General features: G+C 43.3%; 27 protein-coding genes. 7 read left to right on the top strand and 20 right to left on the bottom strand.

Annotated elements, in window-relative coordinates; translation table 11 throughout:
- Positions 1 to 1,407: 1,407 nt before the first annotated feature.
- Together NRE15_RS11080 and NRE15_RS11085 are read left to right on the top strand one after the other, a co-directional pair.
- Entirely contained in the window at positions 1,408 to 2,376 is a 969-nt protein-coding gene (locus NRE15_RS11080; RefSeq protein ID WP_313792944.1) for an ABC transporter ATP-binding protein, read from the top strand.
- A gap of 1 nt (position 2,377) precedes the next feature.
- On the top strand, positions 2,378 to 3,187 hold the full coding sequence (locus tag NRE15_RS11085) for an ABC transporter permease (protein ID WP_313792945.1): 810 nt from the start codon (positions 2,378 to 2,380) through the stop codon (positions 3,185 to 3,187).
- Positions 3,188 to 3,703: 516 nt separating this feature from the next.
- Here the strand turns inward: NRE15_RS11085 and NRE15_RS11090 are convergent.
- From NRE15_RS11090 to NRE15_RS11105, 4 genes are all read right to left on the bottom strand, one after another.
- The gene (locus NRE15_RS11090; protein ID WP_313792946.1) at positions 3,704 to 4,954 is read right to left on the bottom strand and encodes a PTS ascorbate transporter subunit IIC; all 1,251 of its coding nucleotides are present in this window, start codon (positions 4,952 to 4,954) and stop codon (positions 3,704 to 3,706) included.
- Between the two features lie 127 nt (positions 4,955 to 5,081).
- Entirely contained in the window at positions 5,082 to 6,092 is a 1,011-nt protein-coding gene (locus tag NRE15_RS11095) for an ABC transporter permease subunit (RefSeq protein ID WP_313792947.1), read from the bottom strand.
- A gap of 1 nt (position 6,093) precedes the next feature.
- Complete coding sequence (locus NRE15_RS11100) at positions 6,094 to 7,629, bottom strand: sugar ABC transporter ATP-binding protein (protein WP_313794993.1); 1,536 nt, start codon at positions 7,627 to 7,629, stop codon at positions 6,094 to 6,096.
- Positions 7,630 to 7,704: 75 nt separating this feature from the next.
- Positions 7,705 to 8,775, bottom strand: a complete 1,071-nt coding sequence (locus tag NRE15_RS11105) for a galactose ABC transporter substrate-binding protein (protein ID WP_313792948.1) — start codon at positions 8,773 to 8,775, stop codon at positions 7,705 to 7,707.
- 256 nt (positions 8,776 to 9,031) lie between these two features.
- Between NRE15_RS11105 and NRE15_RS11110 the strand changes: the two genes are divergently transcribed.
- From NRE15_RS11110 to NRE15_RS11120, 3 genes are read left to right on the top strand one after another with little or no spacing between them, the layout of a single operon-like run.
- Positions 9,032 to 10,675 (top strand): response regulator, encoded by a 1,644-nt coding sequence (locus NRE15_RS11110; protein ID WP_313792949.1) that lies wholly within the window; start codon positions 9,032 to 9,034, stop codon positions 10,673 to 10,675.
- An 8-nt stretch (positions 10,676 to 10,683) separates the two neighbouring features.
- A complete protein-coding gene (locus tag NRE15_RS11115; RefSeq protein ID WP_313792950.1) occupies positions 10,684 to 12,438 on the top strand; it encodes a cache domain-containing sensor histidine kinase in 1,755 nt (584 codons plus the stop codon).
- Complete coding sequence (locus NRE15_RS11120) at positions 12,435 to 13,508, top strand: galactose ABC transporter substrate-binding protein (protein ID WP_313792951.1); 1,074 nt, start codon at positions 12,435 to 12,437, stop codon at positions 13,506 to 13,508. The genes NRE15_RS11115 and NRE15_RS11120 overlap by 4 nt, the downstream gene beginning before the upstream one ends.
- Before the next feature lie 393 nt (positions 13,509 to 13,901).
- Here the strand turns inward: NRE15_RS11120 and tnpC are convergent, their stop codons facing one another.
- The 8 genes from tnpC to NRE15_RS11160 form a co-directional block, all read right to left on the bottom strand.
- Positions 13,902 to 15,557 carry an IS66 family transposase gene (tnpC, locus tag NRE15_RS11125; RefSeq protein ID WP_313792952.1) on the bottom strand — a complete coding sequence of 552 codons (1,656 nt, stop codon included), beginning with the start codon at positions 15,555 to 15,557 and terminating at the stop codon, positions 13,902 to 13,904.
- A gap of 68 nt (positions 15,558 to 15,625) precedes the next feature.
- Positions 15,626 to 15,970 carry an IS66 family insertion sequence element accessory protein TnpB gene (gene tnpB / locus NRE15_RS11130; protein ID WP_313792953.1) on the bottom strand — a complete coding sequence of 115 codons (345 nt, stop codon included), beginning with the start codon at positions 15,968 to 15,970 and terminating at the stop codon, positions 15,626 to 15,628.
- A 992-nt stretch (positions 15,971 to 16,962) separates the two neighbouring features.
- Complete coding sequence (locus NRE15_RS11135; RefSeq protein WP_313792954.1) at positions 16,963 to 17,196, bottom strand: glutaredoxin family protein; 234 nt, start codon at positions 17,194 to 17,196, stop codon at positions 16,963 to 16,965.
- 38 nt (positions 17,197 to 17,234) lie between these two features.
- Entirely contained in the window at positions 17,235 to 18,158 is a 924-nt protein-coding gene (trxB, locus tag NRE15_RS11140; protein WP_313794994.1) for a thioredoxin-disulfide reductase, read from the bottom strand.
- Positions 18,159 to 18,418: 260 nt separating this feature from the next.
- A complete protein-coding gene (locus tag NRE15_RS11145; RefSeq protein WP_313792955.1) occupies positions 18,419 to 18,604 on the bottom strand; it encodes a hypothetical protein in 186 nt (61 codons plus the stop codon).
- Between the two features lie 58 nt (positions 18,605 to 18,662).
- Positions 18,663 to 18,848: a hypothetical protein gene (locus NRE15_RS11150; protein ID WP_313792956.1), complete on the bottom strand. Its 186-nt coding sequence runs from the start codon at positions 18,846 to 18,848 to the stop codon at positions 18,663 to 18,665.
- Between the two features lie 58 nt (positions 18,849 to 18,906).
- Complete coding sequence (locus tag NRE15_RS11155; RefSeq protein WP_313792957.1) at positions 18,907 to 19,092, bottom strand: hypothetical protein; 186 nt, start codon at positions 19,090 to 19,092, stop codon at positions 18,907 to 18,909.
- A 58-nt stretch (positions 19,093 to 19,150) separates the two neighbouring features.
- Positions 19,151 to 19,336, bottom strand: a complete 186-nt coding sequence (locus NRE15_RS11160; protein WP_313792958.1) for a hypothetical protein — start codon at positions 19,334 to 19,336, stop codon at positions 19,151 to 19,153.
- Positions 19,337 to 19,366: 30 nt separating this feature from the next.
- Between NRE15_RS11160 and NRE15_RS11165 the strand changes: the two genes are divergently transcribed.
- A complete protein-coding gene (locus NRE15_RS11165; RefSeq protein WP_313792959.1) occupies positions 19,367 to 19,495 on the top strand; it encodes a hypothetical protein in 129 nt (42 codons plus the stop codon).
- A 41-nt stretch (positions 19,496 to 19,536) separates the two neighbouring features.
- Here NRE15_RS11165 and NRE15_RS11170 read toward each other — a convergent pair whose 3' ends face one another.
- The 7 genes from NRE15_RS11170 to NRE15_RS11200 all read right to left on the bottom strand — a co-directional run bounded on the left by NRE15_RS11170 (position 19,537) and on the right by NRE15_RS11200 (position 22,454).
- Positions 19,537 to 19,791 carry a hypothetical protein gene (locus NRE15_RS11170; RefSeq protein ID WP_313792960.1) on the bottom strand — a complete coding sequence of 85 codons (255 nt, stop codon included), beginning with the start codon at positions 19,789 to 19,791 and terminating at the stop codon, positions 19,537 to 19,539.
- The gene (locus NRE15_RS11175) at positions 19,781 to 20,068 is read right to left on the bottom strand and encodes a hypothetical protein (RefSeq protein WP_313792961.1); all 288 of its coding nucleotides are present in this window, start codon (positions 20,066 to 20,068) and stop codon (positions 19,781 to 19,783) included. Before NRE15_RS11175 ends, NRE15_RS11170 begins: the two co-directional genes overlap by 11 nt.
- A complete protein-coding gene (locus NRE15_RS11180; protein WP_313792962.1) occupies positions 20,005 to 20,235 on the bottom strand; it encodes a hypothetical protein in 231 nt (76 codons plus the stop codon). The genes NRE15_RS11175 and NRE15_RS11180 overlap by 64 nt, the downstream gene beginning before the upstream one ends.
- Before the next feature lie 45 nt (positions 20,236 to 20,280).
- Positions 20,281 to 20,934, bottom strand: coding sequence for an ArsR/SmtB family transcription factor (locus NRE15_RS11185; RefSeq protein ID WP_313792963.1), 654 nt, complete (start codon positions 20,932 to 20,934; stop codon positions 20,281 to 20,283).
- Positions 20,935 to 21,000: 66 nt separating this feature from the next.
- Positions 21,001 to 21,234: a glutaredoxin family protein gene (locus tag NRE15_RS11190; protein ID WP_313792964.1), complete on the bottom strand. Its 234-nt coding sequence runs from the start codon at positions 21,232 to 21,234 to the stop codon at positions 21,001 to 21,003.
- A 139-nt stretch (positions 21,235 to 21,373) separates the two neighbouring features.
- The gene (locus tag NRE15_RS11195; RefSeq protein WP_313792965.1) at positions 21,374 to 21,568 is read right to left on the bottom strand and encodes a hypothetical protein; all 195 of its coding nucleotides are present in this window, start codon (positions 21,566 to 21,568) and stop codon (positions 21,374 to 21,376) included.
- Positions 21,569 to 21,722: 154 nt separating this feature from the next.
- Positions 21,723 to 22,454 (bottom strand): tyrosine-protein phosphatase, encoded by a 732-nt coding sequence (locus NRE15_RS11200; RefSeq protein ID WP_313792966.1) that lies wholly within the window; start codon positions 22,452 to 22,454, stop codon positions 21,723 to 21,725.
- Positions 22,455 to 22,524: 70 nt separating this feature from the next.
- On the opposite strand from NRE15_RS11200, the gene NRE15_RS11205 reads away from it, so the two are divergent.
- Positions 22,525 to 23,343, top strand: coding sequence for a metallophosphoesterase (locus NRE15_RS11205; RefSeq protein ID WP_313792967.1), 819 nt, complete (start codon positions 22,525 to 22,527; stop codon positions 23,341 to 23,343).
- 164 nt (positions 23,344 to 23,507) lie between these two features.
- Here NRE15_RS11205 and NRE15_RS11210 read toward each other — a convergent pair whose 3' ends face one another.
- A complete protein-coding gene (locus tag NRE15_RS11210; protein ID WP_313792968.1) occupies positions 23,508 to 25,226 on the bottom strand; it encodes an ABC transporter permease in 1,719 nt (572 codons plus the stop codon).
- Positions 25,227 to 25,229 lie beyond the last annotated feature (3 nt).

Here is a 25,229-nt window from a genome sequence, read left to right on the forward strand (position 1 = left end):
GTTATGGGTCAAGACGTAACCCTTGAAAAGCCTCACAGAACTTTCTTAAAGGACAAAAACCTAACTAAATATCGCTGCTACACCCACTCTCCTATGAATTGGAAAAGACCCGCTGGCATAAAAAATACGCCTTACTCTAAAGTAAGGCGCACAAAAAACAATATGCTTCATCCCGTTACCTTACAAGTATCTCGTACTGATTTAAAGGTCTCTAACTGCTTCATACTATAGCACACTTGCTTTTCATTTGTCTATCAGAAAATACGCTATGACTCAGCCCCCGCCAAATGGAGTGTGGATTGGCTGTCACCCAGGTTACGCCCGCCAAATGGCAGCTGGATTGGCGGGCACTCAGGTTGCACCTGCCAAATGGCAGCTGGATTGGCGGTCACCCAAGTTGCGCCCGCCAAATGAAGTGTGGTTTGGCTGTCACTCAGGCTGCGCCCGCCAAATGGCAAGTTGTTTGGCGGTTACTAGTAAATGGGAAGTGGCAGACAAGTCATTAATGATAATTTTTGTTAAATATCTTAATTTGCCGGACGACAATTACAGGTGAGATCCGGCAAGCCTGTTTGGCGGACTTCCCGCGAAAACGACGTCCGGAAACCCGTCGCACTAAGGCATAAAAGCCAAATGTGGGAAGACGATTTCAGCTGTGTTCCGCCAAATGGCAGCTGGATTGGCTGTCACCCAAGTTGCGCCCGCCAAATGAAGTGTGGTTTGGCTGTCACTCAGGCTGCGCCCGCCAAATGGCAAGTTGTTTGGCGGGCGCTAGTAAATGGGAAGTGGCAGACAAGTCATTAATGATAATTTTCGTTAAATATCTTAATTTGCCGGACGACAATTACAGGTGAGATCCGGCAAGTTAATTTGGCGGACTTCCTGCGAAAACGACGACCGGCAACCTGTCGCACTAAGGCATAAAAGCCAAATGTGGGAGGACGATTTCAGCTGTGTTCCGCCAAATGGCAGCTGGTTTGGCTGTCACCCAAGTTGCGCCCGCCAAATGAAGCCCGGATTGGCGGTAACTCAATTCGGACCTATCAGTTGGAGTTAGTAGGAGTAGCCTTTCACTGTTTTCAATAGGTATTTATCAAACGCATATAGCGTTTCGTGATTTCCCTATACGCGTTTGTCAAAAGAGAATAAAAATAATAGCTGGCGAGGAAGTATGTGGGCTTCGCCAGCAAATTAAATAGGTGGCGAGGAAGTATGTGGGCTTCGCCAGCAAACCAAGAAATTCGTGACGAAATAGGCGCTAGCCGTAATATTCGATCCCGTTTTACTGCGGTTTACACCTCAATTTCAAAAAAGCAGGGATATTTATATAAAAAGCTTGCAATTTTTGGGTTACGGTTGTAAACTATATTTAGATTACAAATGTAAACCTAGAGAGAGGGGATTATGATGGCTGAAGTTATTTTACGGACGGAGAATTTGAAGAAGGCTTATGCGACTAAGTCTGGGAAACCACATGAGGCGGTAAAAGGGATAACGATGGATGTGAAAAAGGGTGAGATTTTTGGGTTTTTAGGACCGAATGGTGCGGGGAAAAGTACAACGATTAATATGTTGACGACACAACTCATATCGACATCCGGCGATATTTATATAGATGGGGAGTCTTTAGTGGATAACCCTGCGAAAGCGCGGCAGAAAATTGGGGTAGTGGCGCAGCATAATAATTTGGATCGGGGTTTGACGGCGCGGGAGAATTTGATTTATCATGCCATGTATTTTGGGATTGATAAGGATGTTGCCAATAAGCGGGCGGATGACCTTTTGGAGAAGTTTGGTTTGACGGATCGCCAACATGATTATGTTAAAACATATTCCGGTGGGATGGCGCAACGGTTGAAAATTGCGCGTGCGATTATGCATGAGCCAGAGATTATCTTTTTGGATGAGCCAACGACGGGATTGGATCCCGCTTACCGTGAGATTTTGTGGAATCAAATGTTGGAGTTAAACAAAGAGGGTACAACGATTTTTCTAACGACGCATTATATGGAAGAACCTGAGCAATTGTGTGATCGGGTGGCGATTGTGGATAAGGGTGAAATGCAAGCGATTGGGACCGTGGATGAATTAAAAGCCATGATGCCGACGAATAATATTGTGTATTTGCGCCTGAAAGATATGAAAGAAGCGTATACGGAACAAGCTAAGGAATTGCCGGGCATTGATGATGTGACGATTCAAGATGGCGTGTTGCAGTTGTATACTTCTGAGAAACATCCGGATTTGAATGCTATTTTGAATTGGGTGAATGAGTTGGGAACAACGTTAGAAGATATTCGACTTAGCCAAGTTTCCTTGAATGATGTATTTATTTATTTGACAGAAGATAAAAAAGAAATGAAGGGGGCGGAATAAAATGGCATCGACAACACAAAAGAATTTAACGTGGACCGCTTTTAAAAGCATGGTGAAACGGGATTTGGTTATTCAATGGCGGGATAAAGGCGAGTTTGTTTTCCGTGTGGCCATGCTGCCTTTCGTTTTGATTTTATTATATGGTTATGTTTTACCGAACATCGGCGTCCTCGACCGTTCGTTTCCTGATCAAATGTTTCCAGGGATGGTCGGCATGAGTTTGCTTGTTACCGGGATTCACGGGACGGCGATTCCTTTATCGATGGATTTTAACAATACGCGTGCAATTGAAGACCGCCTGTTAGCACCGGTGGATGTGCGTGTGATTGCGGCGTCCAAAATGTTTGTCGGAATTCTAGAAGCTTGGATTGGTGCACTGATTGTTTTACCGATTTCCTTGTTATTTATGGGTAGCAATTTAAATATCCAAATGGAATGGTCAGACGTTCCACTGTTCATTTTGATTTTAGTCTTAGCCGCTGTGATGTCCGCCAGCCTCGGTTTGTTGGTCGGCACCATTGTCAAACCGTCGCAAATAGCGGCCATGTTCCCAGGTTTCCTTATGCCCCTCGTTTTCACCGGTGGCGTCTTTTTCACCTGGGAATCCCTAAGCCCAATCCCTTGGTTCCAATACCTTGTCCTAATCAACCCCTTGTTGTACGTCAACGAAGCGCTACGTTTCGTCATGACCCCGCAACTCCCAAGCTTCCCAATCTGGGTGAGTCTTCTTGGGATGGTTGTGATGACCCTTATCATGGGCTACTTCGGCATCCGTCGCTTCATCAAAATGACCACGGGTGAGATTAATTAAACTAAATATCACTGCTAAAAGACATAGGTCGCGGCCTATGTCTTTTGTTTTGGGTTGGTGGCTGGATGAGGTGTGGGTGGGTTATGGTGTTATACGATTTGGGTTTGTGTTGCAATCAACAAGGGTAAGGTGACACGGATTGTCAGCAGGAGGTGTAGGAGCCTGAAAAACTGGCGTGGGATGGAGAAGCTTGCTTTCATCATCATTCGGGGAAAGGAATTGGGGAATATGATGCGGTTTGTCAAATTAACGGCCATGAAACACCTGATTTCATGACCGAATAGCTTTATTGTTAGTCTGTTTTATGGTCATACGTTTCCTGCTTACGTTATGTGGAATATACTGGTCGAGTTCGTTCCACTTACTCAGTTATGTGGAATATTCAGACAGAGTTAGATCCACTTACTCAGTTATGTGGAATATACTGGTCGAGTTTGTTCCACTTACTCAGCAAATGTGACAAATGAGTGGTCACGCAATCACTTACCAACCCAACTCCACCCCCAACTCCACTACCTACCTAAACAACCCCACAAACCACTTAAAGAACACACCGATAAACAGGAAGTCACTATCCCCAAAAACGATATTATCCGTTGGGTCACCAACATAAACCATGTAAATGGCGGGCATGAAAACCATCACCAAGCCTACAACAAACGCCCCGGCAATCGCCCCTTTGTAACCACCGGTCGCATTACCATACATGGCTGTGATACCGCCTAAAAAGAAATACTGTTGCATCCCAGGAATAATAATGGGCAAACCGACCATCGGTAAGACAAAAATTCCCAACATGCCGACCGCCAACGAGACTAAGAAACCGAGGATCAATGAATTAGAACCGTAAGGTAACATCACAGGTGAGTCTAAAGAAGGAACCGCATTAGGAATCAAGCGATTAGCAATCCCCTTGAAGGCTGGGACAATTTCTTTCAAGGCCATATTGACCCCGGTAATCAAAATCTCAATGCCGGCTGCAAAATAGATGGCTTGCATAAAGGCAAAGAAAATATAATTAGTCCCGCCAGACAACTGACTTTCAACAAAGGTTTGACCACTTAACACCGCTAAGACAATGAATAAGATACTCATGGTCAACGAAATCGAAATCGCAGGTGTTTTTAAAAAGCTTAAGGATTGCGGCACATTCATATCCTCCGTTGACTGCGAAGGATCACCCACCAACTTACCCATCAAAGCCCCAATCAAAAATGAAGACGAGCCCGCATTGGCCACCGCAAATTCATCCGTACCCGTAATTTTACGCGTGAACGGCTGAATCAAAGCCGGCGAAACCGCCATATAAATCGCAATCAGAATTGCAGCCATAATGGTAGCAGGCCAATAAGGCAAGCCTTCAAAAATCATCGCAAACATCGCGCTCAAGTACATGACCAAATGCGAAGCCAAATAAATATACTTAAACCGCGTGAACCGCGCAATCAACAAGTTAAACACCATCGCCAACACAAAAATCACTGTTGCCGAAGGATACTCCTCTAGTAACAAAGCCCCCATCGCATCCGTCGACATGACAGCTGCTTGGATTCCGAACGCTTCCACAAACATGGCTGAAAAATTATCTAAGGTATCAGCCGCAATACCGGCTCCAAGATTTAACATAATAAAACCAATGATGGTATTAAACGTTGCAGTAATAATTTCAGCTATTGGCGAACCTAACAACACCGAACCCACCAAAACAAATAAACCAACCAAAATAGCTGGCGTGCCTAAAATATCATTTATTAAGACATCTAACACGGAAACACCTCCCATTTCACAAGTTCAATAAATCAATTATAGATGATTTCAATCGCCTAAAACAGAGATATTTAGTAAAAAAGATTGTTTGAATGGTGAGCCACCCAAACAATCTCTTAACCAGTGTTTATTTGCGACGTAACGTTTTACGGATATCCAAAGCAACGGCGATAACAATAACAGCCCCTTGGAACACTAACGTTAATTCCGGCGAAATACCTAAGAATTGCAAACACGTTTTCAGTAACTCAAAGACTAGCACCCCGATTAAGACACCCGGCACTGTACCAACCCCACCCGTGGTTGAAACCCCACCGATGGTGGCAGCCGCGATGGCTTCCAACTCGTAGCTTGTCCCTAAAGTAACGGCCGCTGAACCTGTCTTAGCTGTCAATAAGAAACCCGCTAAACCGTAAAGGAGCCCCGCTAAAGAGAAAACCAGAATTTTTGTCCGATTGGTGTTAACCCCAGACACTTCCGCGGCCACCTCGTTGCCCCCCAAAGCATACATATTTTTACCATAGACCGTTTTCTTATATAAAATAAATATCACAATCCCCACGCCGATAGCTACAAAAGCCAACCAAGGAATCGTAACCGGCCCCATGCGCAGCCCTTGGGTACCAAAGCGCGTAAATGATTGGTTTAGTGAACCAATTGGACGGTTTTGTGAATACAATTGGTTTAAACCGAAAATCGCAATTTGTGTTCCTAAGGTTGCGATAAAGGGTGGTACCTTCAAATAAGCAATAATCAAACCGTTAATTAAACCAAAGACTAAACCGACCGCCATGGCCACCACTAAAGCGACTGGAATAGGCGTTCCAGCAATGTTGCCGTATAAAATTCCTGCGCCGTCAGGTCTTTGTAATAAAGTCCCCGTGACAACCGCCGCCATCCCGACAATCCGTCCTGCTGATAAGTCGGTCCCTTTAATAATTAGGACACCAGAAACCCCCAAAGCGATAATGAAACGGACCGCCACATTAGATAAAATATTGGATAAGTTATGGAAGTTTAAAAAGTTATCCGCTGAAATAGCGGTATAAACGACCATTAATAAAATAACGACGATTAGCGCATTTTCAATGAGCCAGTCTTTGACAGTTGTTTTTTGTTTTACATTTGCATTTTCCATGCTAATTCACCTCTTCAATAACTGCTTCTGATGTATGCATAAAGGCAGTGGCTAATTCCATAATTTTCTCTTGAGTGGCTTCTTCAGGACTTAAATAACCTGAAATGCGCCCCTCACACATCACCATAATCCGGTCTGACATTCCCATGATTTCACTCATTTCAGAAGAAATCATTATAATCGACTTGCCTTCACGAGAAAGGGCGTCGATAATTTCATAAATTTCATATTTAGCCCCCACATCAATTCCCCGTGTCGGCTCATCTAAGATCAAAATATCAGGTGAAGTTGCTAACCAGCGAGATAAAACAACCTTCTGTTGGTTACCACCCGATAAGTTTTCAATGCGCGTTTTAGCTGAAGGGGTTTTAATGCGCAGGGAGGTAATCCCATGATCAACTACTTCTTTCATCGCTGATTCATCCAGTAAGCCGGTTGGTTTCTGGAAATTTCTAATTGAGGCAATGGTAATATTATCGGCAACCGGTAAAACACCAAAAATACCTGAATGGCGTCGGTCTTCCGTCACAAAAGCCATGTTATTTTTAATGGCATCTTGTGGGGATTTAATTTCGACTTCTTCGCCCCGAATCAATATTTGGCCACCAGCTTCAACATCTCTTAAACCAAAGACAGCTTCCATTAATTCCGATCGTTGAGCACCAACCAAGCCAGCCACACCAAGGATTTCGCCTTGTTTTAGCTGAAAAGAACAATCTTTAAAGGATAAAACATTCGGTGACGTCAAATTTTTCACTTCTAAGAGCACTTTATCCGTTGATTCATCGACATGATCCGGAAACTGATTGACTAATTCACGCCCAACCATATCATGAATGATTTGCGCCTTCGTTAAATTTTTTGCGTCATGCGTTGCTACATACTTACCGTCTCGCATGATAGTGACCTCATCTGAAATTTCTAAGATTTCATCCATCTTGTGAGAAATATAAATAATGGCAATGCCTTGGGATGTCAATGTACGGATAATATCAAATAATTTTTCAACTTCGGTAGAGGTTAAGGAGGACGTTGGTTCATCCATAATGACAATTTTAACGTCATGTGAGATGGCTTTAGCAATTTCAACCGACTGTTGTTGTGAAATCGTTAAATTACCCAACAAGGTATCAGGTGGAACATCCAAACCAACAATATCTAAAAAGCGTTTACTTTCAGCATTCATTTTATCATGGTCAACAAATAAGCCATTTTTAGGATAATTACCCAAAAAGATATTCTCAGCCACGGTCATCATCGGGATAGGTTGTAATTCTTGGTGAATCATTGAAATGCCCGCATCAATCGCCGCTTTTGAATTCAAGAAATTGACTTCTTGGCCATCAAAAATAATCTCGCCACTATCTTTATAATAAATACCATACAAACACTTCATTAAGGTAGACTTTCCGGCTCCGTTTTCACCCATTAAAGCATGAACGGTACCTTTCCTTAAGGTCAGCTGCACGTTATCCAAGGCTTGCACACCTGGAAACGCCTTGTTGATATTTTTCATTTCTAGAATAATTTCATTCATCATGCACATCTCCTAAAAAAACAGAGGCACCAAGTAAGCAATCACCTGACGCCTCGTATCAAATCAATCTAGTTACTACTCTGCGCTACCATATGTTTCTTCTAAACGTTGTTGGTATTCTTCAATTGTTTCTTCGTTAAAGTCTAAACGTTTTAACTCAGCTTCTTCAGCAGAAGTTACTTTAACATAATCATGCCAGAAGTAAGGAGCAACTTCTTCACCGTTTAATAATCTAACAGCAACTTCAGCAGCTGTACGCGCTTGGTTGAAGTGGTCATTTAAGACGGTACCAGTAAAGTTACCAGCTGTAATCAATTCAACCACTTCTGGAAGAGCATCCACCCCAACAATGTAAATATCTTCGTTAATCACACGGCCTGCGCCATCAATGGCTTGAACAGCACCTAATGCCATACCATCGTTGTTTGAGAAAATAACTTCTAAATCTTCACCGTATTGGCTTAAAGCGTTAGCTGCAATTTCTTGTCCGCGTGCTTGGTCCCAGTTACCGCGTTGGTGTTCACCTAAGCTAGCCGTAGGAATCGTTTGTTCTAATGTTTCGATAGAGTATTGGGTTCTTTGTTCAGCATCAACGTTACCAGCGTCACCCATAATCATTAAGTAACTTACCACGCCGTCGCCGTTAAGGTCACCATGATTGTCTAAGTCAGCAATGATTTCACCTTGGAACACACCTGATTGACGCGCATCTACCCCAACATAGGTTGTTTTACCTGGCCATAATTCCATGGTTGAAATATCTGGTTCACGGTTGATGAAAATTACGGGAATATCGGCTGATTGAGCTGATAAGATAATTTGTTCTGCACCTGTTGGATCCACTAAGTTAGCAATAATTAAATCTTTCCCTTGAGCAATAAAGTTGTTCAATTGTTCTGTTTGCGTTGCTTGGTTATTTTGACCATCTTGGAAATCGACATTGTAAGTATTGCCATCAGCTTCACCTAACTCAGTGAAGTAGTTACCTAATTCTTCACGATACAAAGTCATAAAGTTGTCATTGTATTGATAAATAGCAACTCCAATTTCAAACGTTTGCGGTTCTTGTGCTTGAACTTGACTGAATCCTCCAAAAGATACCAACGTTAACACCAATGCCATAAAAGCTGACATAAATTTGCGCATAACCATCCTCCTAAATATTTATTAACTACAGTATAGGAAACGCTATCAATTTTAACCATGGAGTTTTTGTGGATATTTTATAAAAAATATTCACTAAAGTGGTTGTAACAAGTCGAAATTATTTAAAAAATCCGCTGAATTTAAGAAAAATCTACAAAAGAGATAGAATAATCTACACTTTTGGTAATTTCATTGTTAATTAAGCGATATTTATTTAAACTTAAAGTGAGCAATTTTTCGAAGAAAGGGGTTTAAAATGAAACGTTTAATTATTGTCGATGATGAAGAAGAAGTGCGCCAATCGATTGTTAATGTCATCGACTGGGCTGAAGCGGGCTTTGAATTGGTGGGCGATGCGTCCAATGGGCAAGAGGCGCTGACTTTGGTTGAAGAAAATAAAATTGATGTCGTCATCACCGATATTCGGATGCCGGTGATGGACGGCCTGGAATTATCGCAACATATCCAAATTATTGATCCGACGATTAAAATTATTATCCTCACGGGTTTTGATAATATTGAGTATGCCCAAGAGGCTTTCCGCTGGAATATTCACGAATATTTATTAAAGCCGGTCTCGGTGGAGGACTTGTATGCGGCCTTGCAACGGGTGTCCAACGCCATTGACGCTGACCGTCGGCAGGCGACCGATATTAATTCCTTGACCCAACAATATATGCAGTCGCTGGATGCGACCCGGCGAACGTATTTAATTTCCTTGATTAATAATACCTATTTTTCAAGTGACGAGGGTCACCTGGCCAACCAAGCGCAACTCTATCAAGTACGTTTAAATGGACCGCAATATGTGATGGTCAATATCGTTTTGACCGAAGAAAGTGGCTTGTATTTGAATGAAGAAGTGAGCACTTATACCAAGGATATCGTTTTTTACAAAGAAATCGACTGGGTATCCTACACCTCTTCCGTCGAGCGGATTATCGACCGCTACGGGCAAGGGGAAGTTTTCCGCTACAATCAATCGATCATGCTAATCCTAAACGGCAAGGAAACTTTTTTTGAAAACACTTTGGATATTCTCCTAACCGACATTCGTCAATCCTTAAATAAATTATTTAATGTGCATGCGGTGATGGGGATTTCTGAAACGACCGATAAACTGTCTAACTTGAATCATTTGTATCGCCAAACCTTGAACGCCCTTGAATATGGCAGCACCCACCCGGAGTTTACCCAGATTACTATTTCGGATGTCGAAAGTCATGATAATTATAATATCCAAACGACCGATTTAATTATCGAAGACATTGTGCGCGCCGTGAGACTAGGGCAAGCTGACAAGTTAACGCAAGCGATTCAACAATTTAGCGACTATGTCCATGACAACCATTTTCAAAGCTCTTTCGTCTTTTCCGTTTTGTTAGGTTTGGTTGGCCAATTGACTCGTTTATATTATGAAACGGTGGTCGTTGACGTCAACAGTTTGTTTATCAATCAGCAACTGGACTATTTTCTGGCCTCCCGCGGTCAATTTACCGACGTGATTATTGACAACTTCAAACAAATATCGCTGAATATCTTGAAAGAAATTCAAACCAAACATGACCAAACCAAAGAAAGTATTACGTCACAAGCTTTGCGCATGATTGCTGACCAATTTCAAAATCCTGAATTTAGCCAGCAAATGTTAGCCGACCAACTCTTTATTACGCCCAATTATTTATCGACTTTATTTACCAAAGAAACCGGCAAAACCTTTAAAGAGCATTTAATTGAAAAAAGGATGCTGCAAGGCCAAGAATTGTTATTGACCACGAATGCAAAAATCCATGAGATTGCCCAAGCAGTTGGCTATACAGACCAATATTATTTTTCTTATTCTTTTAAAAAATATTTTGGTATTTCGCCTCGGCAAATGCGGCAAGACCACAAGAAATAGGTGAGTGTATGCGTCGATTGACTAAAAAAATTCAACCTTTGCAACGCCTAATTTTTGCGGTGCTCATGATTTTAGCGGCCATTGTTTTAATTGTGGGTTTGTGGGTGTCCTATGTTTTTCAAAGAAACTTGCTAATTGATCAAACCGCCGAAACCACTCAAATCAATGCCATGCAAGCCAGCGAGTCCTTGCAAAATATGTTTTTTAATATGGACAATACACTGCGGGCAGTTTCCATTGAGTTGCAACTCTACGACCATGATTTGGAAGCCATGCAGGAACTGATTGACTCATCGGTTAGTTTAAATCAAGACCTAGACTCCATTACTATTGTCGATGCAGCAGGGGAGGTCTACGCTTATGCTCCATCTTATCGGCGACTGGCCGATGATGATGGGCCGGTCCAACCCTTAACCGCAGCTTGGTATGAAGCCGACAAGCAATTTGACCAGTCTTTGTATTCCGTTCCCCATCAACAAACGATTTATCGTCAAAATGATATCAAAGTTATTTCGGTCACGGTGCCTTTTCTCCATGATGGAGAGGAGTACATTCTAATAGCCGACTTTCATGAAGACCTGTTGGAACGCTACTACAAAGCGGAATTTAACACGACTTACGGGGACTCGTACATTATTAATCAAGCGGGTGAAATTATTTACACACCGGATAATCTCAATGAAAGAACCTTGGAAATTCATCAAACCCTCCAAGATCAAAACCTAATCAATCGTTTAATTGTCGAACCGGCCAACGATTTTGTGGTAGCCACTAGCCGTCTAGGCATTACGCCCTGGACCGTGGTGCATATTTCCTATATCAACGACCTTATTCAGTCGTCCTTAAATGCCATTCTCCGGTCGTCGGTAGCGATATTTATTGTTTTGATTGTGGTTATTGCCTATATTTCTTTTATCACGTCCAATTATATTTCGCGTCCGTTAGAAAATATCGTTGGTAAAATGCAGGCCTTGAACCGTGAAAATATCACTGACTCATACATTGATAACACCAAGTTGCAAGCTTCCAATACCTATCAGGAAGCCAATATGTTGACACAATCCTACAATCAAATGGTCGACACGATTCTTTACTTGATGTCGCGGATTCAAGCCGAGGAGAAAGCTTTGCGTAAAAGTGAGCGCAATACCCTGGAAGCTCAAATCCAGCCGCACTTTTTATACAACACCCTCGAATCGATTTTATGGATGATTGAGCGCGGCAACAACCAAGACGCTTCCGAAATGGTCCGCTCACTCGGCAAAATGTTGCGCATCTCACTCAGCAAAGGCCAAGAAATCATCACCCTCGGTCGCGAACTGGAACAAGTCGAGCACTACTTCGTCATCCAGTCCTTACGCTACAAAGGCCAGTTCACCTACCAAATAAATATCCCTGCGGAACTCCGTGAGTGCAAGGTGATTAAGTTGGTCGTGCAACCCCTGGTTGAAAATGCCATTTACCATGGTGTTTCCCGTACGGTGGACATGGGTGAAATTAGTGTATCGGTCCATCGTGACAAGGACCAAATTTTGTTAACCGTTTCAGACAACGGGCTCGGCATCGAAGAAACAAAGTTAGCCGAAATCCGTGCCCACCTACGGGAACCGAGTGGCAAGATGGGCTTAGGTTTAATTAATGTTCATCAACGGCTGCAAATTTATTATGGTAAAAACTATGGGGTTACCATTAATAGCGAACTGGATTACGGTACCGAAGTCACCATTAATTTTCCTCTTGACGAAAGTGAGGTCACCCAATGAGAAAAGCAGTGATATTTATTATGTTGGTTTTAAGTGTTTTTGCCGTTGATGGAACGGTTTTTGCGGCGGACAAGGACATTAAAATCGGCGTTGTCTACTATAAATTTGACGACGTCTACATTACGTCGGTGCGGATGGCGTTTGAGCGGTTGGTGGCGGGGTACGATAATGTGGAGGCGCTGACCTTTAATTCGCAAAATGATCAGGCTTTGCAATTTGAGCAAATTGATCAGCTGATTGCAGCCGATGTGGATGTGTTGCTGGTGAATATTGTCGACACGCAATGTGCGCATATCGCAGTGGGGAAGGCTGAGGCTGCTGGCTTGCCAATCATTTTGTTTAACCGCGAGTCGGAGCTGGCGTCCTATAGCGACTATGAAGGCGCGCGTTACGTGGGTTCCATGGCGCTGGAAGCCGGGATTATCCAAGGTGAGATGATCGCGGACTTGTGGTTGAGCGATCCGGCTTATGACCGCAACGGCAATGGCGTGCTGGATTATGTCATGTTGAGTGGCGATGAAAACAATTTGGAAGCTACTTTGCGTACCATCCATTCAGTGAAGACGGTGGAGGAAGCCGGGATTGAGGTGGCCGAGCTTGGGTCAGTCATTGCTTCTTGGGATGCCGACAAAGCCTATGATGCGATGAAAGGCTGGTTGGCAACTGACATCGATAACATCGACGTGGTGTTTGCCAACAATGACTCCATGGCAGCCGGCGCCATTGTCGCCTTGCAAGAAGAAGGCTTTAATTTAGGGCAAGATGGGGGTAGTGCGGATGGGGGTAGTGCAGATGGGGGGAGTGCGGACGGGGGGAGTGCGGATGGGGACGGTGCGGGCGGATTTATTCCGGTTTTTGGCGTCGATGGCACGGAAGAAGCTTTGGATTTGGTGTCACGTGGCATCATGTCAGGCAGTGTCACCCAAGACCAACAAGCCATGGGTGAAGCCATGTTCAAGCTTGCTTACAACGCCGGCCAAGGCCGCGAATTCTTGGATGGCACCGATTATAGCTATGACGAAAGCGGCCTAGCCGTGAGAATTCCTTACCAAGCGTTTGTGGTGGAGTAGGTGGGGTGGTGGCGACCCCTGCCTCCCTCCTCGCCATCAATTCGATTAGTTGGCGAAGCTCATCATCCTCTTCGCCATCAATTCAATTAGATGGCGCAGCTCCCAAACGGTTTCGCCATCAATTAAAATGATCCTTATTAGATGGACTAATCTTAGTTTGACGGTCAATCACTTGTTTTCTCACTTACGACGGCGCACACATATTCGGGCAGTTGTTGTGAGCGTGATGGTGAGCGCACACATATTGGAGCAGTTGTTGTGAGCGCGAGCCCAGGCGCACGCAGGAAATGTCGCTTCTTGGTACGCGCCTAATAGTGAGGTATCTATGAATAAAAAAGTGGACATGCTAAACTAACCCAGACAGATAAACAATCTGGGTTAGGTGGTTTGATATCAGGCTGCTTTGTTATAACCAGCATCACCAATTACCTTTTTAAGCCCACACGCTTCTTGGATCTCATCGGTCCAAGGCAGATAGCGGCTTAAATCTGCGTTTGTTATATCGATGATGTTCGGTAGATGGGTAAGTAAGTATTCAATATATTGCTTCCCATCCACGCGATGCAGCTTAGCCGTTTCAATCAGTGAGAGAAGAACAGCCCCCGCTTGGGCACCATCAAAAGTCGCCGCAAATGGATAGTTCTTTCTCCCCATGACCACAGTTCGTATGGCGCGTTCAGCAGCGTTATTACTTAACTCTAGACGTCCATCGTTTAGAACCGTATAGAATCGTGTCCGATGATTTTGGGCATAGACAAGCGCTTCACTAAATTTACCAATGGGATTACCATTAGCGGCACATTGGTCGATAAAAGTGAATAGCTCATTAAATAATTTTTTGAGAATCCTCTGTCTCTTTTTAAGTCGATCCACAATCGATAATGACGCCCATTCACGCTCTTTTTCAAAGATTTTATTAATCATTTCCATGATTTCGCTAACCGGCGTCTCCCCTTGTCCCTTGATAACCACATTGGCTTCGTGAAATTTTCGCCGTAAATGTGCCCAACAAGCAGCGAGTTCGAGGTCGTCAGAGGAGTCACTCGCATTTCGATAGACCACATACATATCACAGTGGATGGTCCCGTGGAAATTGCCAATGACATCTTTAAACAAGTTGCCACTACGCCCATCGTGATGTGAAAAACAAATGACTTTATTTTCCACGTGTTTTGAACTGTGAAGCACCCAGTAATACGTTCGGCTCTTCTTGCTTTCAAGGACACGATAAGTAGTTTCATCCGCATGAACAATATCTTGTTTTTGAAGTTCCGCATGAAAGGCTTGGAAAATAAACCCTAAATAATATTTGCTGGCATCAATATGCCACCGACAAATAGATGTGCGGGATAAAGGGAACCCTAATTTACGCCAGTGTTGTTCTTGGCGGTGAGCGGGTACCTTAAGTTCATATTTTTGATAAACAGTTTCGGCAATCATCGAAGCAGAACCAAAACTATTCTTAAAGGGTTGCGCGGGTAATTTCGATTTAACAAATTGATCGGTATCTTTTTGAGACGAGCAGTGGTCGCATTTATAGCTGTGTTGACGATGATTAATACATTCTAAAGTAGCTGGGATAAATTTGAGTTCACGCGTGATACTCGCTAACCCGACGTACGATAGAGAATGATGACAATCACGACACACCTGTTCCTCTTCAGATAAATAATAATTGATATCCTTTTGAGGATATTGATCTAGAATCTCAGTTTTTCTTCCGACGGATTTTTTTCGGCGGGTGTAGCCTTTTACTTTTGTTTTTTTTTCATCATCTGACTCGTTAGAACTCGTGTCACCTGATGATCCGTTCGTTGCCTCACCCGTGTCAGCAGCGGCCTGTCCATTAGGAACATGTGTTTCTTTCTTACGGCCAAACAATAATTTTTGGAAGTGTAACATTTTTTGTGTCATTTCTTCTAATTGAAGGGCTAACGCATCGGTCTTATCATTGGCTACTTTTAAGTCTTGTTGGAGATGTTTAATTTCCAAGGCTTGTTCTTCAATAATTTTATTTTTTTCTAAGATTTCTAATTCTTCTTTTGTCATGAATATCACCTCTTTTCACTAAGTTTATTGTACCATATTCATGGTATATTTACTAGTAAATATAGCGATTAATCGTTGAAAATAAAAGAAGATTTTAGCGGTGGATTCAAGCTATCTCCACGTAATAATCGTTCGATTTGAAAGAGAGAAATTTCCATAAATTTTGGTTCTGTCGTTGGCCATTGGAAGACGCCGCCATCTATACGATAAATCAGCTCAATAAAACGCTGACCATCCCAATAGATAATTCGTAAGACCTTTTTCTTACTATTACAAAATAGATAAGCAGCTGACTTATCGCGTACAAAAACGGCACTCGATTGAATCAAGGCTAAGAGTCGTTGAAGTGCTTGGTTTCCTGGAGAGAATTGAGGCATCAAGTAAAGTGTTTCTGGTACAGTAAAATCGATCATTATCATCGCTCCTTATTGTTGATGATTTCATCATACTAAACTAGGATAATTTTAAGAAGATACCTCATTATTAGGCGCGTACGCTTCTTGTGTGCGTGAACCTAAGCGGGAAATGTGTGACCATAAAATAAACTACAAATTAGGCTATTCGGTCATGAAATTAGGTATTTGGTGATTGATTAGATTTATTTAACGTTTGCTCACTTCCTGCTTACCCCCAACCGCCAGAGAGCGAGATGAGAGGCGGATGGCAAGTCCCAACCGCCAGAGAGCGATGTGAGAGGCGGATGGCAAGTCCCAACCGCCAGAGAGTGACGTGAGAGGCGGATGGCAAGTCCCAACCGCCAGAGAGTGACGTGAGAGGCGGATGGTTGTAAGTGACTGCCAGTCTATGATAGTCCACCTAAAGAAGAAATTCACAATAATTATTTGGTAATTGCTTAATCTAGCCACTGCTAAGAGAGCAGTGACCCGCAAAGTGCTATTCTGGCCACTGCTATCAGAGCAGTGACCAGATAAATTATTTTTAACTAGAGATTCCTGCAAAAATTTCAAATTGTGATGATCCATTGAAGAAAAGCAGCTTTTTATAGCCTTGATTTATCGCAATCAATAACCGCTCGTTGTAAGCTGGAAATGAAAGACAGTCGAATAAAGCTAATCGGTCACTAAGCACTTGATTTCGTGACCGAATAAAGCTAATCGGTCATCAAATACCTGATTTCGTGACCGAATAAAGCTAATCGGTCATCAAATACCTAATTTCATGACCGATTAGCCTTATTGTAGCCTATTTTACGGTAATACCCATCCCACTTACACCAAATTTCTGCTAAAAGCCAGCAATCAAATCAGCCGGCACAGCCAACCACCTTCTATACCACCAATCAACCCCACCACCCCACACATTCCTTCCCAAACAAAAAACCTGCGGATGTCGATTGTTAGACATCCGCAGGTTTGGTTTAAATCTTAAGCCAGGACTACGACGCTTATTTCACTAACTGCATCACACGGGCTTGGTCAAAACCTAGAACCCATTCGCCGTTAATATTTGTTTGTGGAACACCATATTGACCCGTTTCTTGCACTAAACGATTAGCAGCAATCGGGTCTTTTTGAACGTTGACTTCAGTAAATTCCAAATTGTTATGCGTTAAAAAGCGTTTCATCATTTCGCAATAAGGGCAAGTGCTCGTTGTATATACTGTAATATTATTTTTCATTAATAAGTCTCCTTTTTATTCAGTGATATTTATTGGGGTTATAAAGATTCAATGTAGCGTTGAGCAGCAAGGGCTGCGACGCTACCGTCTCCGGCGGCGGTGACAACTTGGCGAACTTGCTTGTCGCGGATATCGCCCGCGGCAAAAATCCCAGGGACAGCTGTTTCCATATTTTCATTGGTCACAATGTAGCCCTCGGGCGTGGTGATGTTGAGATTGGCAAAAGGCGAGGACAGCGGCGACATGCCAATATAAACAAAAACGCCATCAACTTCCTTAATCATTTCGCTGTGATCCGTCGTGGACTCAAGCACGACTTGCCCCACCACACCATCCGTTTCAACAATTTCCTTCACCGTACTATTCCAAACAAAGTCAATCTTGTCGTTATCAAAAGCGCGTTGTTGCAAAATCTTTTGTGCCCGCAACTCATCGCGTCGGTGAACAATCGTTACTTTATCCGCAAACCGCGTCAGAAAAACGCCTTCCTCAACCGCCGAATCACCGCCACCCACCACAACCAATTCTTTATTTTTGAAAAATGCTCCGTCACAAACCGCGCAGTAGGACACCCCGCGCCCCGACAATTCCGCCTCGCCATCCACCCCGAGCTTTTTGTACTCCGCGCCCGAAGCAATGATGACTGCTTTCGCATAATAAATATCTGTGCCCACCAGCAGCTTTTTCCAATCGCCTTCATCAATAATTTCTTCCACATCACCATAAGTATATTCTGCATTAAATTTTAAAGCGTGATCATACATCATAGTTGATAAATCATTTCCCAAAATACTTTCATAGCCAGGATAATTTTCAATCAATTCCGTTGATGTCATTTGCCCGCCCGGCAAGCCTCGCTCGATCATCAGAGTCGATAAGTTCGCCCGCGACGTATACAAGGCAGCCGTCAAGCCCGCCGGCCCCGCGCCGATAATAATCACATCATATGTCTTCGTTTCTATTCCGAATTCTCCTCCCAACCCCTAAATGTTAAAAGCCTCTAATAAATATCTCTTAACATTCAATTGTTTAATTGAATGATTTAATTATAAACCCATTTCGTTCTTTTGTCAATTTGAATGATTGGGTTTTTAGCGGGAGAGGAGGAAGGTTGGCGTTATGGCGATTCTCATCCTATTCAGAGAGTTACCGGAACAATAATTCAGAGGGAAGCCGGCGTTTGGTAGAACTATATCCGAGGAAAGCCGGTGTTTGCCGGACGTCAATTCACCGAGACGACCGGCAACCGCGAATGGCGGACTTCCCGCAACAACGACGTCCGGCAAGTTAAGAAATAAGCAGGAAAAAGTTGCAACATGGTAGTAAATGAAGAAATGGCGGACGTCGATACACCGGGACGACCGTCAACCGCGAATGCCGGCCTTCCTGCAACAACGACGTCCGGCAAGTTGGGAAATAAGCTGAATATTGCTGAAGCCCAGTAGTAAATGAAGAAATGGCGGACGTCAATACACCGGGACGACCGGCAACCGCAAATGGCGGACTTCCCGCAACAACGACGTCCGGCAAGTTAAGAAATAAGCTGAAAAAAGTTGAAACACAGTAGCAAATGAAGAAATGGCGGACGTCAATTCGCCGGGACGACCGGCAACCGCGAATGGCGGACTTCCCGCAAAAACGACGTCCGGCAAGTTGGGAAATAAACTGGAAAAAGCTGAATCACAGTATCAAATGAAGAAATGGCGGACGTCAATACACCAGGACGACCGGCAACCGCGAATGGCGGACTTCCCGTAAAAACGACGTCCGGCAAGTTGGGGAATAAGCAGGAAATAGTTGAAACATAGTTGCAAATGAAGAAATGGCGGACGTCAATTCACCGGGACGACCGGCAACCGCGAATGGCGGACTTCCCGCAAAAACGACGTCCGGCAAGTTGGGAAATAAGCTGAAAATTGCTGAAGCGCAGTTGTAAATGAAGAAATGGCGGACGTCAATACACCGGGACGACCGTCAACCGCGAATGCCGGCCTTCCCGCAAATACGACGTCCGGCAAGTTAAGAAATAAGCTGAAAAAAGTTGAAACACAGCAGCAAATGAAGAAATGGCGGACGTCAATTCACCGGGACGACCGGCAACCGCAAATGGCGGCCATCCCGCAAAAACGACGTCCGGCAAGTTAAGAAATAAGCAGAAAAAAGTTGCAACATGGTAGTAAATGAAGAAATGGCGGACGTCGATTCACCGGGACGACCGTCAACCGTCAATGCCGGCCATCCCACAACAACGACGTCCGGCAAGTTGGGGAATAAGCAGAAAATTGCTGAAGCACAGTAGCAAATGAAGAAATGGCGGACGTCGATTCACCGGGACGACCGTCAACCGCGAATGCCGGCCTTCCCGCAACAACGACGTCCGGCAAGTTGGGAAATAAACTGGAAAAAGTTGAAGCACAGTAGCAAATGAAGAAATGGCGGACGTCGATTCACCGGGACGACCGGCAACCGCGAATGCCGGCCTTCCCGCAACAACGACGTCCGGCAAGTTAAGAAATAAGCAGGAAAAAGTTGCAACATGGTAGTAAATGAAGAAATGGCGGACGTCGATTCACCGGGACGACCGTCAACCGTCAATGCCGGCCATCCCACAACAACGACGTCCGGCAAGTTGGGGAATAAGCAGGAAAAAGTTGAAACACAGCAGCAAATGAAGAAATGGCGGACGTCGATTCACTGGGACGACCGGCAACCGCGAATGGCGGACGTCCCGCAACAACGACGTCCGGCAAGTTGGGGAATAAGCTGAATATTGCTGAAACACAGTAGTAAATGAAGAAATGGCGGACGTCAATACACCGGGACGACCGGCAACCGCAAATGGCGGACGTCCCGCAACAACGACGTCCGGCAAGTTGGGGAATAAGCTGAATATTGCTGAATCACAGTAGCAAATGAAGAAATGGCGGACGTCAATTCGCCGGGACGTCCGTCAACCGTCAATTCACCTAGCCGCCCGCCCCCCCAACCGCACTCCCAACCCCCGCACTCCCAACCCCATTCACCACACAAAAACAGCATGCCACCCGACTTTCTAGTCTGAGGACATGCTGGAAAAGCAGATATTTATTTGGCGGCTTGCCATTCGAAGACGTCTTCTTCGATGCGGTAAGCTTGGAAGCCTTGTTTCAACATTTGATCGACGGCCTGCGTTGTGTAGATGCAATAAGGGCCGCGACAATAGACGGCAAACTGCGAATTTTTGGAGGCGTCGAGTAAAAAGGTGTCCAAATCTTCCATGGGAACGGATAGGGCGCCATCAATATGCTCGCTCTCATATTCCTCGCGTGGACGGATATCCAAAACCGTCATGTCTCCATTGGCGACTCTTTCCAAGACATCATTTTGCGAAATGGTTTGCACATCCGCATAGTCTTCGTGGAAATCATGCTTCAAGCGCGAAACCTCCGATAATTGATTTTCCGAAATTTTCCACAAAGCGCGCAAAAAGACCTCGACATCCTCGCTGGCTAAGGAATAAATCACATATTTGCCTTGCTTTTTATACGTTACCAAATTCGCGTCCAACAAAATTTGCAAATGCCGCGACACATTGGCGACACTCATGCCCGTATTATTGGCAATCGTTTCAACCGACTTGGCCCCATTCGTCAACAAATTCAAAATCTCCAGCCGCCGCTCACTCGACAGCGACTTCCCAATGCGCGCATACTGCAAAAACAGCTGCTCGTTATACTGTGTTGCTTCTTGATTGTCCATTCGCTTCACCTCCCTTTCATTATATCAAACCCTCTAACTAAATATCGCTGTCAATCACCTTGTCATCTAATATTTAACTAGACTTAACGTTTTTTGTAAATCATAACCGATGACCCACTCGCCATTAATGTTGGTTTGCGGAACGGTCAATTTCCCTGTTTGCTTTACCAGACGAAACATGGCCACGGGATTAAAGGTGACGTCAACCTCTTTAAACGGCAGATCATTATTAATTAGAAATGTTTTCATCATGTTGCAGTAGGGACAAGTGGGTGTGGTGTAGATAGTAATATCATTCATGCAAGTTAACTCCTATGGGTAGTGATATTTATTTAAAACGTTCAATCAAATAATTGAACGTCAATTAAATTCATTATAAATTGAAATGACAGGGGAGTCAAATAAAAAACCTTCTCATGAAGAGAAGGCTTAGGTTGGATTATTTTTCTTCGTTTAAGGCCGAGATGATTGCTTGGACGGTATCTTCGGAGTCGATAAAATGAAAATCTGTTTCAACACAATTGACGCATTGAATGCCATTCATGCTATTACTTTCAACAATCGCATCGTTGATTTCATCTTCTGCCTCAGGGGACCAGCCCATCGTAGGTGCCACTTTTTTCTTCACCATCATTATCGCCTCCTTTCGATTCCTTTGTTACTCCTATTATAGCATAAAAAATAGTTATAAACAGGCCAAGGTGAAGCGCAAAGGTAGACATCGACAATCCGTTTGATCAATTAAGTCATGCCGAATGGTTCGACTGAGGGTGGTAGAAAACCTTCAATTACTCCACCAGCCGCTGAACCACTCGTTCAATGGCTGCCGCACTAAATCCAAGCGCTTCAAAATAGCCTTCGAAAGAACCGTAATGTGCCAGCACATGTTGATATGCCTGCTTGATGTTTTCGGGGTTCGACCCTAAGGTGTTCATTGGGATGTCGGTCAGCGCCGCTTGATTGGCACTAAAAGTCAAATTGGTGTAGCTGACTTCGTAATTAGTCATAATATCTTGCAAAGACACACCCGCAAGACCCAGCAGTAGCATCGCCACAATGCCGGTGCGGTCTTTGCCGCCTGAACAATGAAAAAGCACCGCTTCTTTAGGGTTACTTTGTGCGATAATCGTCAAGACTTCCTTCAAAAGCGTTTTTTCCTCAATCATCGCTAAATAAATATCTCTGAGATAGGTCGGCTGTAAACGGCGGGCTTTGATTTCGGCTTGCGACAAGGCAGAGTAATCTAACAAGCTGACATGATGATAGTGGATTCTCTCAACATCTTTTGCTGGATTAGGATGCACTGTTAATTCTCTTGGGGTGCGTAAGTCAATGATATGGCGCACCCCATAATCGTATAAGAATGCCAGATCAGCCTCCGTGGCCGTTCCTAAATCACTGGAACGAATCAAGGATTGCCAACGGATGACTTGCTGATTATTTGTTGGATAACCTCCTAAATCACGACAATTAGCCACACCTTCTAGAGGCAAGCGGACAAAGTTTTTTTGATGTCTCATGGGTACACTCCTTAAATTTCTATGTTAAAATAGGATTAGAATACTTTTTAAATTAGAAAGGTGGATTCCTATGCGGTTAGCCTTTGTTTCTGATTTACATTTCGATTTACCCATTAAAGCACCACCCAGACAATATTTCGATATTTTTTCAAAACTGGTCAAAGCTAAAGGCATTGATATTTTGGTGCTCGGTGGTGATATTTCAGACTTCTATACTTTGACGATTTCATTTGTTGAAATGCTACAAAAGCGTTTAGAAATTCCTGTCTACTTTATTCCTGGAAATCATGATTTCTATAGTGAACAAAAACATAAAGATACGTGGGATATTTATGATGAATTTAAAGAACATCCTCAATGTTTAATTGAATCACCGCTTAAGTTAACCGATGAATACACGCTGGTAGGCCATACGGCCTGGTTTAATTTTTCTTTCCATAATGAGACCGCCAATAATTATTATTCACAAGAAGGTTTAACGCCTGAGGGATTAGTTTATAAAGAAAAAGAATATACTAATTGGAACATGACCGATATTGAGTTGTCGAAATATTTTTCTAAGATTATTGAAAAAGATTTTCAACTCAATTATTCGCCGCATTATATTTTAGTGACTCATGTGATGAATCATGCTGTTTTCGCTAAGGACATTGATGAGGATCCTCATGTAGAACCCCGTTTTATTCCGTTTGCAGCTACCAATGACTTAGATAAAATTTTCGAGTCCTATTCAATACCTTACAGCATCCAAGGACATTACCATATCCGTCAACGCGTGCAACAAGGGGACACTTTGTTTGTTTCATGTGCTTTGGGTAGGCCTGAGGAATGGAAAAGTAATAACATTTCCAAAGAGTTGGAAGAAGCCGTTTTTATTTTGGATATTTAAAGGGAGCTGGCTCCAAGCCCCAAGTAATTTAAGTGAAAAAAAGCCGGATTTTTAATGCTCGTCTGCTGCGTCAATGCCACGTTTAAAGCGGGCGGAGGACGCTTCCACTAACATTAAAAGTCCGGCTTTTTTGCATTCATGCGTTCATGTGTTCAAATCCAGCTTTATGCTTTGACTTTGTTTTTCCTGCCGTTGCGACCATAAACAAAATAGATGGCAATGGCTGAAATAATCATGATGATCACCGAATAGACATAAGTTAACAATTGTTGTTCAGGCGGAGCCGTTGGTTCGGTCGTTTGTTTTAAGACAATCCCTAATGGTTGATACAGGGGATGGAAAACAAAGACGGTCGCATCATATTCCGCTAACATACCAATAAAACTTAACAAAAAGGTTGATAAAACCGTTGGCCAAATAATCGGGATAATGACTTTTGTATAAGTTGAAAAAGTTGACGCACCAACATTTTTGGCCGCTTCTTCTAAAGAATAATCGACCGACAAATAACCGGATTTAATCATCCGTAGGGTGGTCGGTAACCGCAAGATGATATAGACAATCAGTAGGATAACGGTCGTTCCCGTTAGCGTTTGACCAAAGGTAAACACAGTCGGTTGATTAAAAGTCATCACAAACCCTAAAGCAATTAACGTCGCCGGTAAATACCAAGGGATTTGCAGTAGATTTTCAAGCAATTGCGACAAGGGATGGTTGTATTTAGTAATAATCCGCGCCAGCACCAGCATAATCAGCACTGAAATTAAAGCAGCTAAACCAGAGTAGACAATACTCACAAAAATCGGTTGTAAACCTTGGGACGACTCAAACACGCGTATGTAATTATCAAAGGATAAATTCCTAAAATCAATCACACCATACAACAAATCATTGATATTCATAAATGAAAACAGAATAACAAACAACAACGGCAGAACATTAATCAAGCCAATAATATGTGCCATCACCGTAACGATGGCATTGGCCGTCTTGTTTTGAATCTTAACCTTCTTGATTTTTGTTTTTACTTTTGAGACAGAGATATTTATATTATGTTTTTCAATATAAGTAAATATCAACAAGATAATGATGGTGATTACCGCCAATAATAGGGCTAAGACCGCGGCATAATTGCGCGTGCCAATTTGCGCAGAAAAGGTCATAATTAGCGGGTTGATGGTTTCGAAATCGCCACCTAAGACCTCAGGGGTAGCAAAAGCGGAAATACCGGAAAGGAAAACCAGGATAGAGGCCGCAATTAAGGCAGGTGCTAACTGGGGCAACACAACTTTCGTAATGATGCGAAACTCTTTAACCCCCATGTTCCGGGCCGCTTCAATCGTTTGGTAATCCACATTTTTCATCGCGCTACGCACCAGCACAATATGATTGAAGGTGTTGGCAATCGTCATTTGCGCCAAAACCGCCCAAAAACCCCTAAACCAATTGACATTCATATCCGGGAAATATTGCAGTAAATTGGCGGTTAAAAAGCCGCGCGGCCCCAAAATAAAGTTGTAAGCCGTCACTAGGACAATCCCATTACAAATCAAACTCGAATAATACGCCATATTAAGCCAACGACTGCCCTTAATCTCAAAATAATCCAGCACAAAGACTTGAAAAATCCCCAAAATATTGGTCGTAATAACCAAACTCACCGCCAAAATAAATGAATTAAATATCGCTGTGACCGCTCTTTTAGAGCGCAAAACATTCATCATCGGATCGAGATCCAGTTCCCCATTAGGGAAGAAACTTGATTGGAGAATGGTTATGTTAGGGTAAATTAAAAAGGTGAAAACGCCCCAACCAACAATAACACCCATGATCATCAATAACATTCGGTTTCTTAATTTATAATTTGTGGTTTGTTCATTCACACC

Origin of the sequence: Fundicoccus culcitae (assembly GCF_024661895.1) — a bacterium.
GTDB classification, from domain to species: domain Bacteria; phylum Bacillota; class Bacilli; order Lactobacillales; family Aerococcaceae; genus Fundicoccus_A; species Fundicoccus_A culcitae.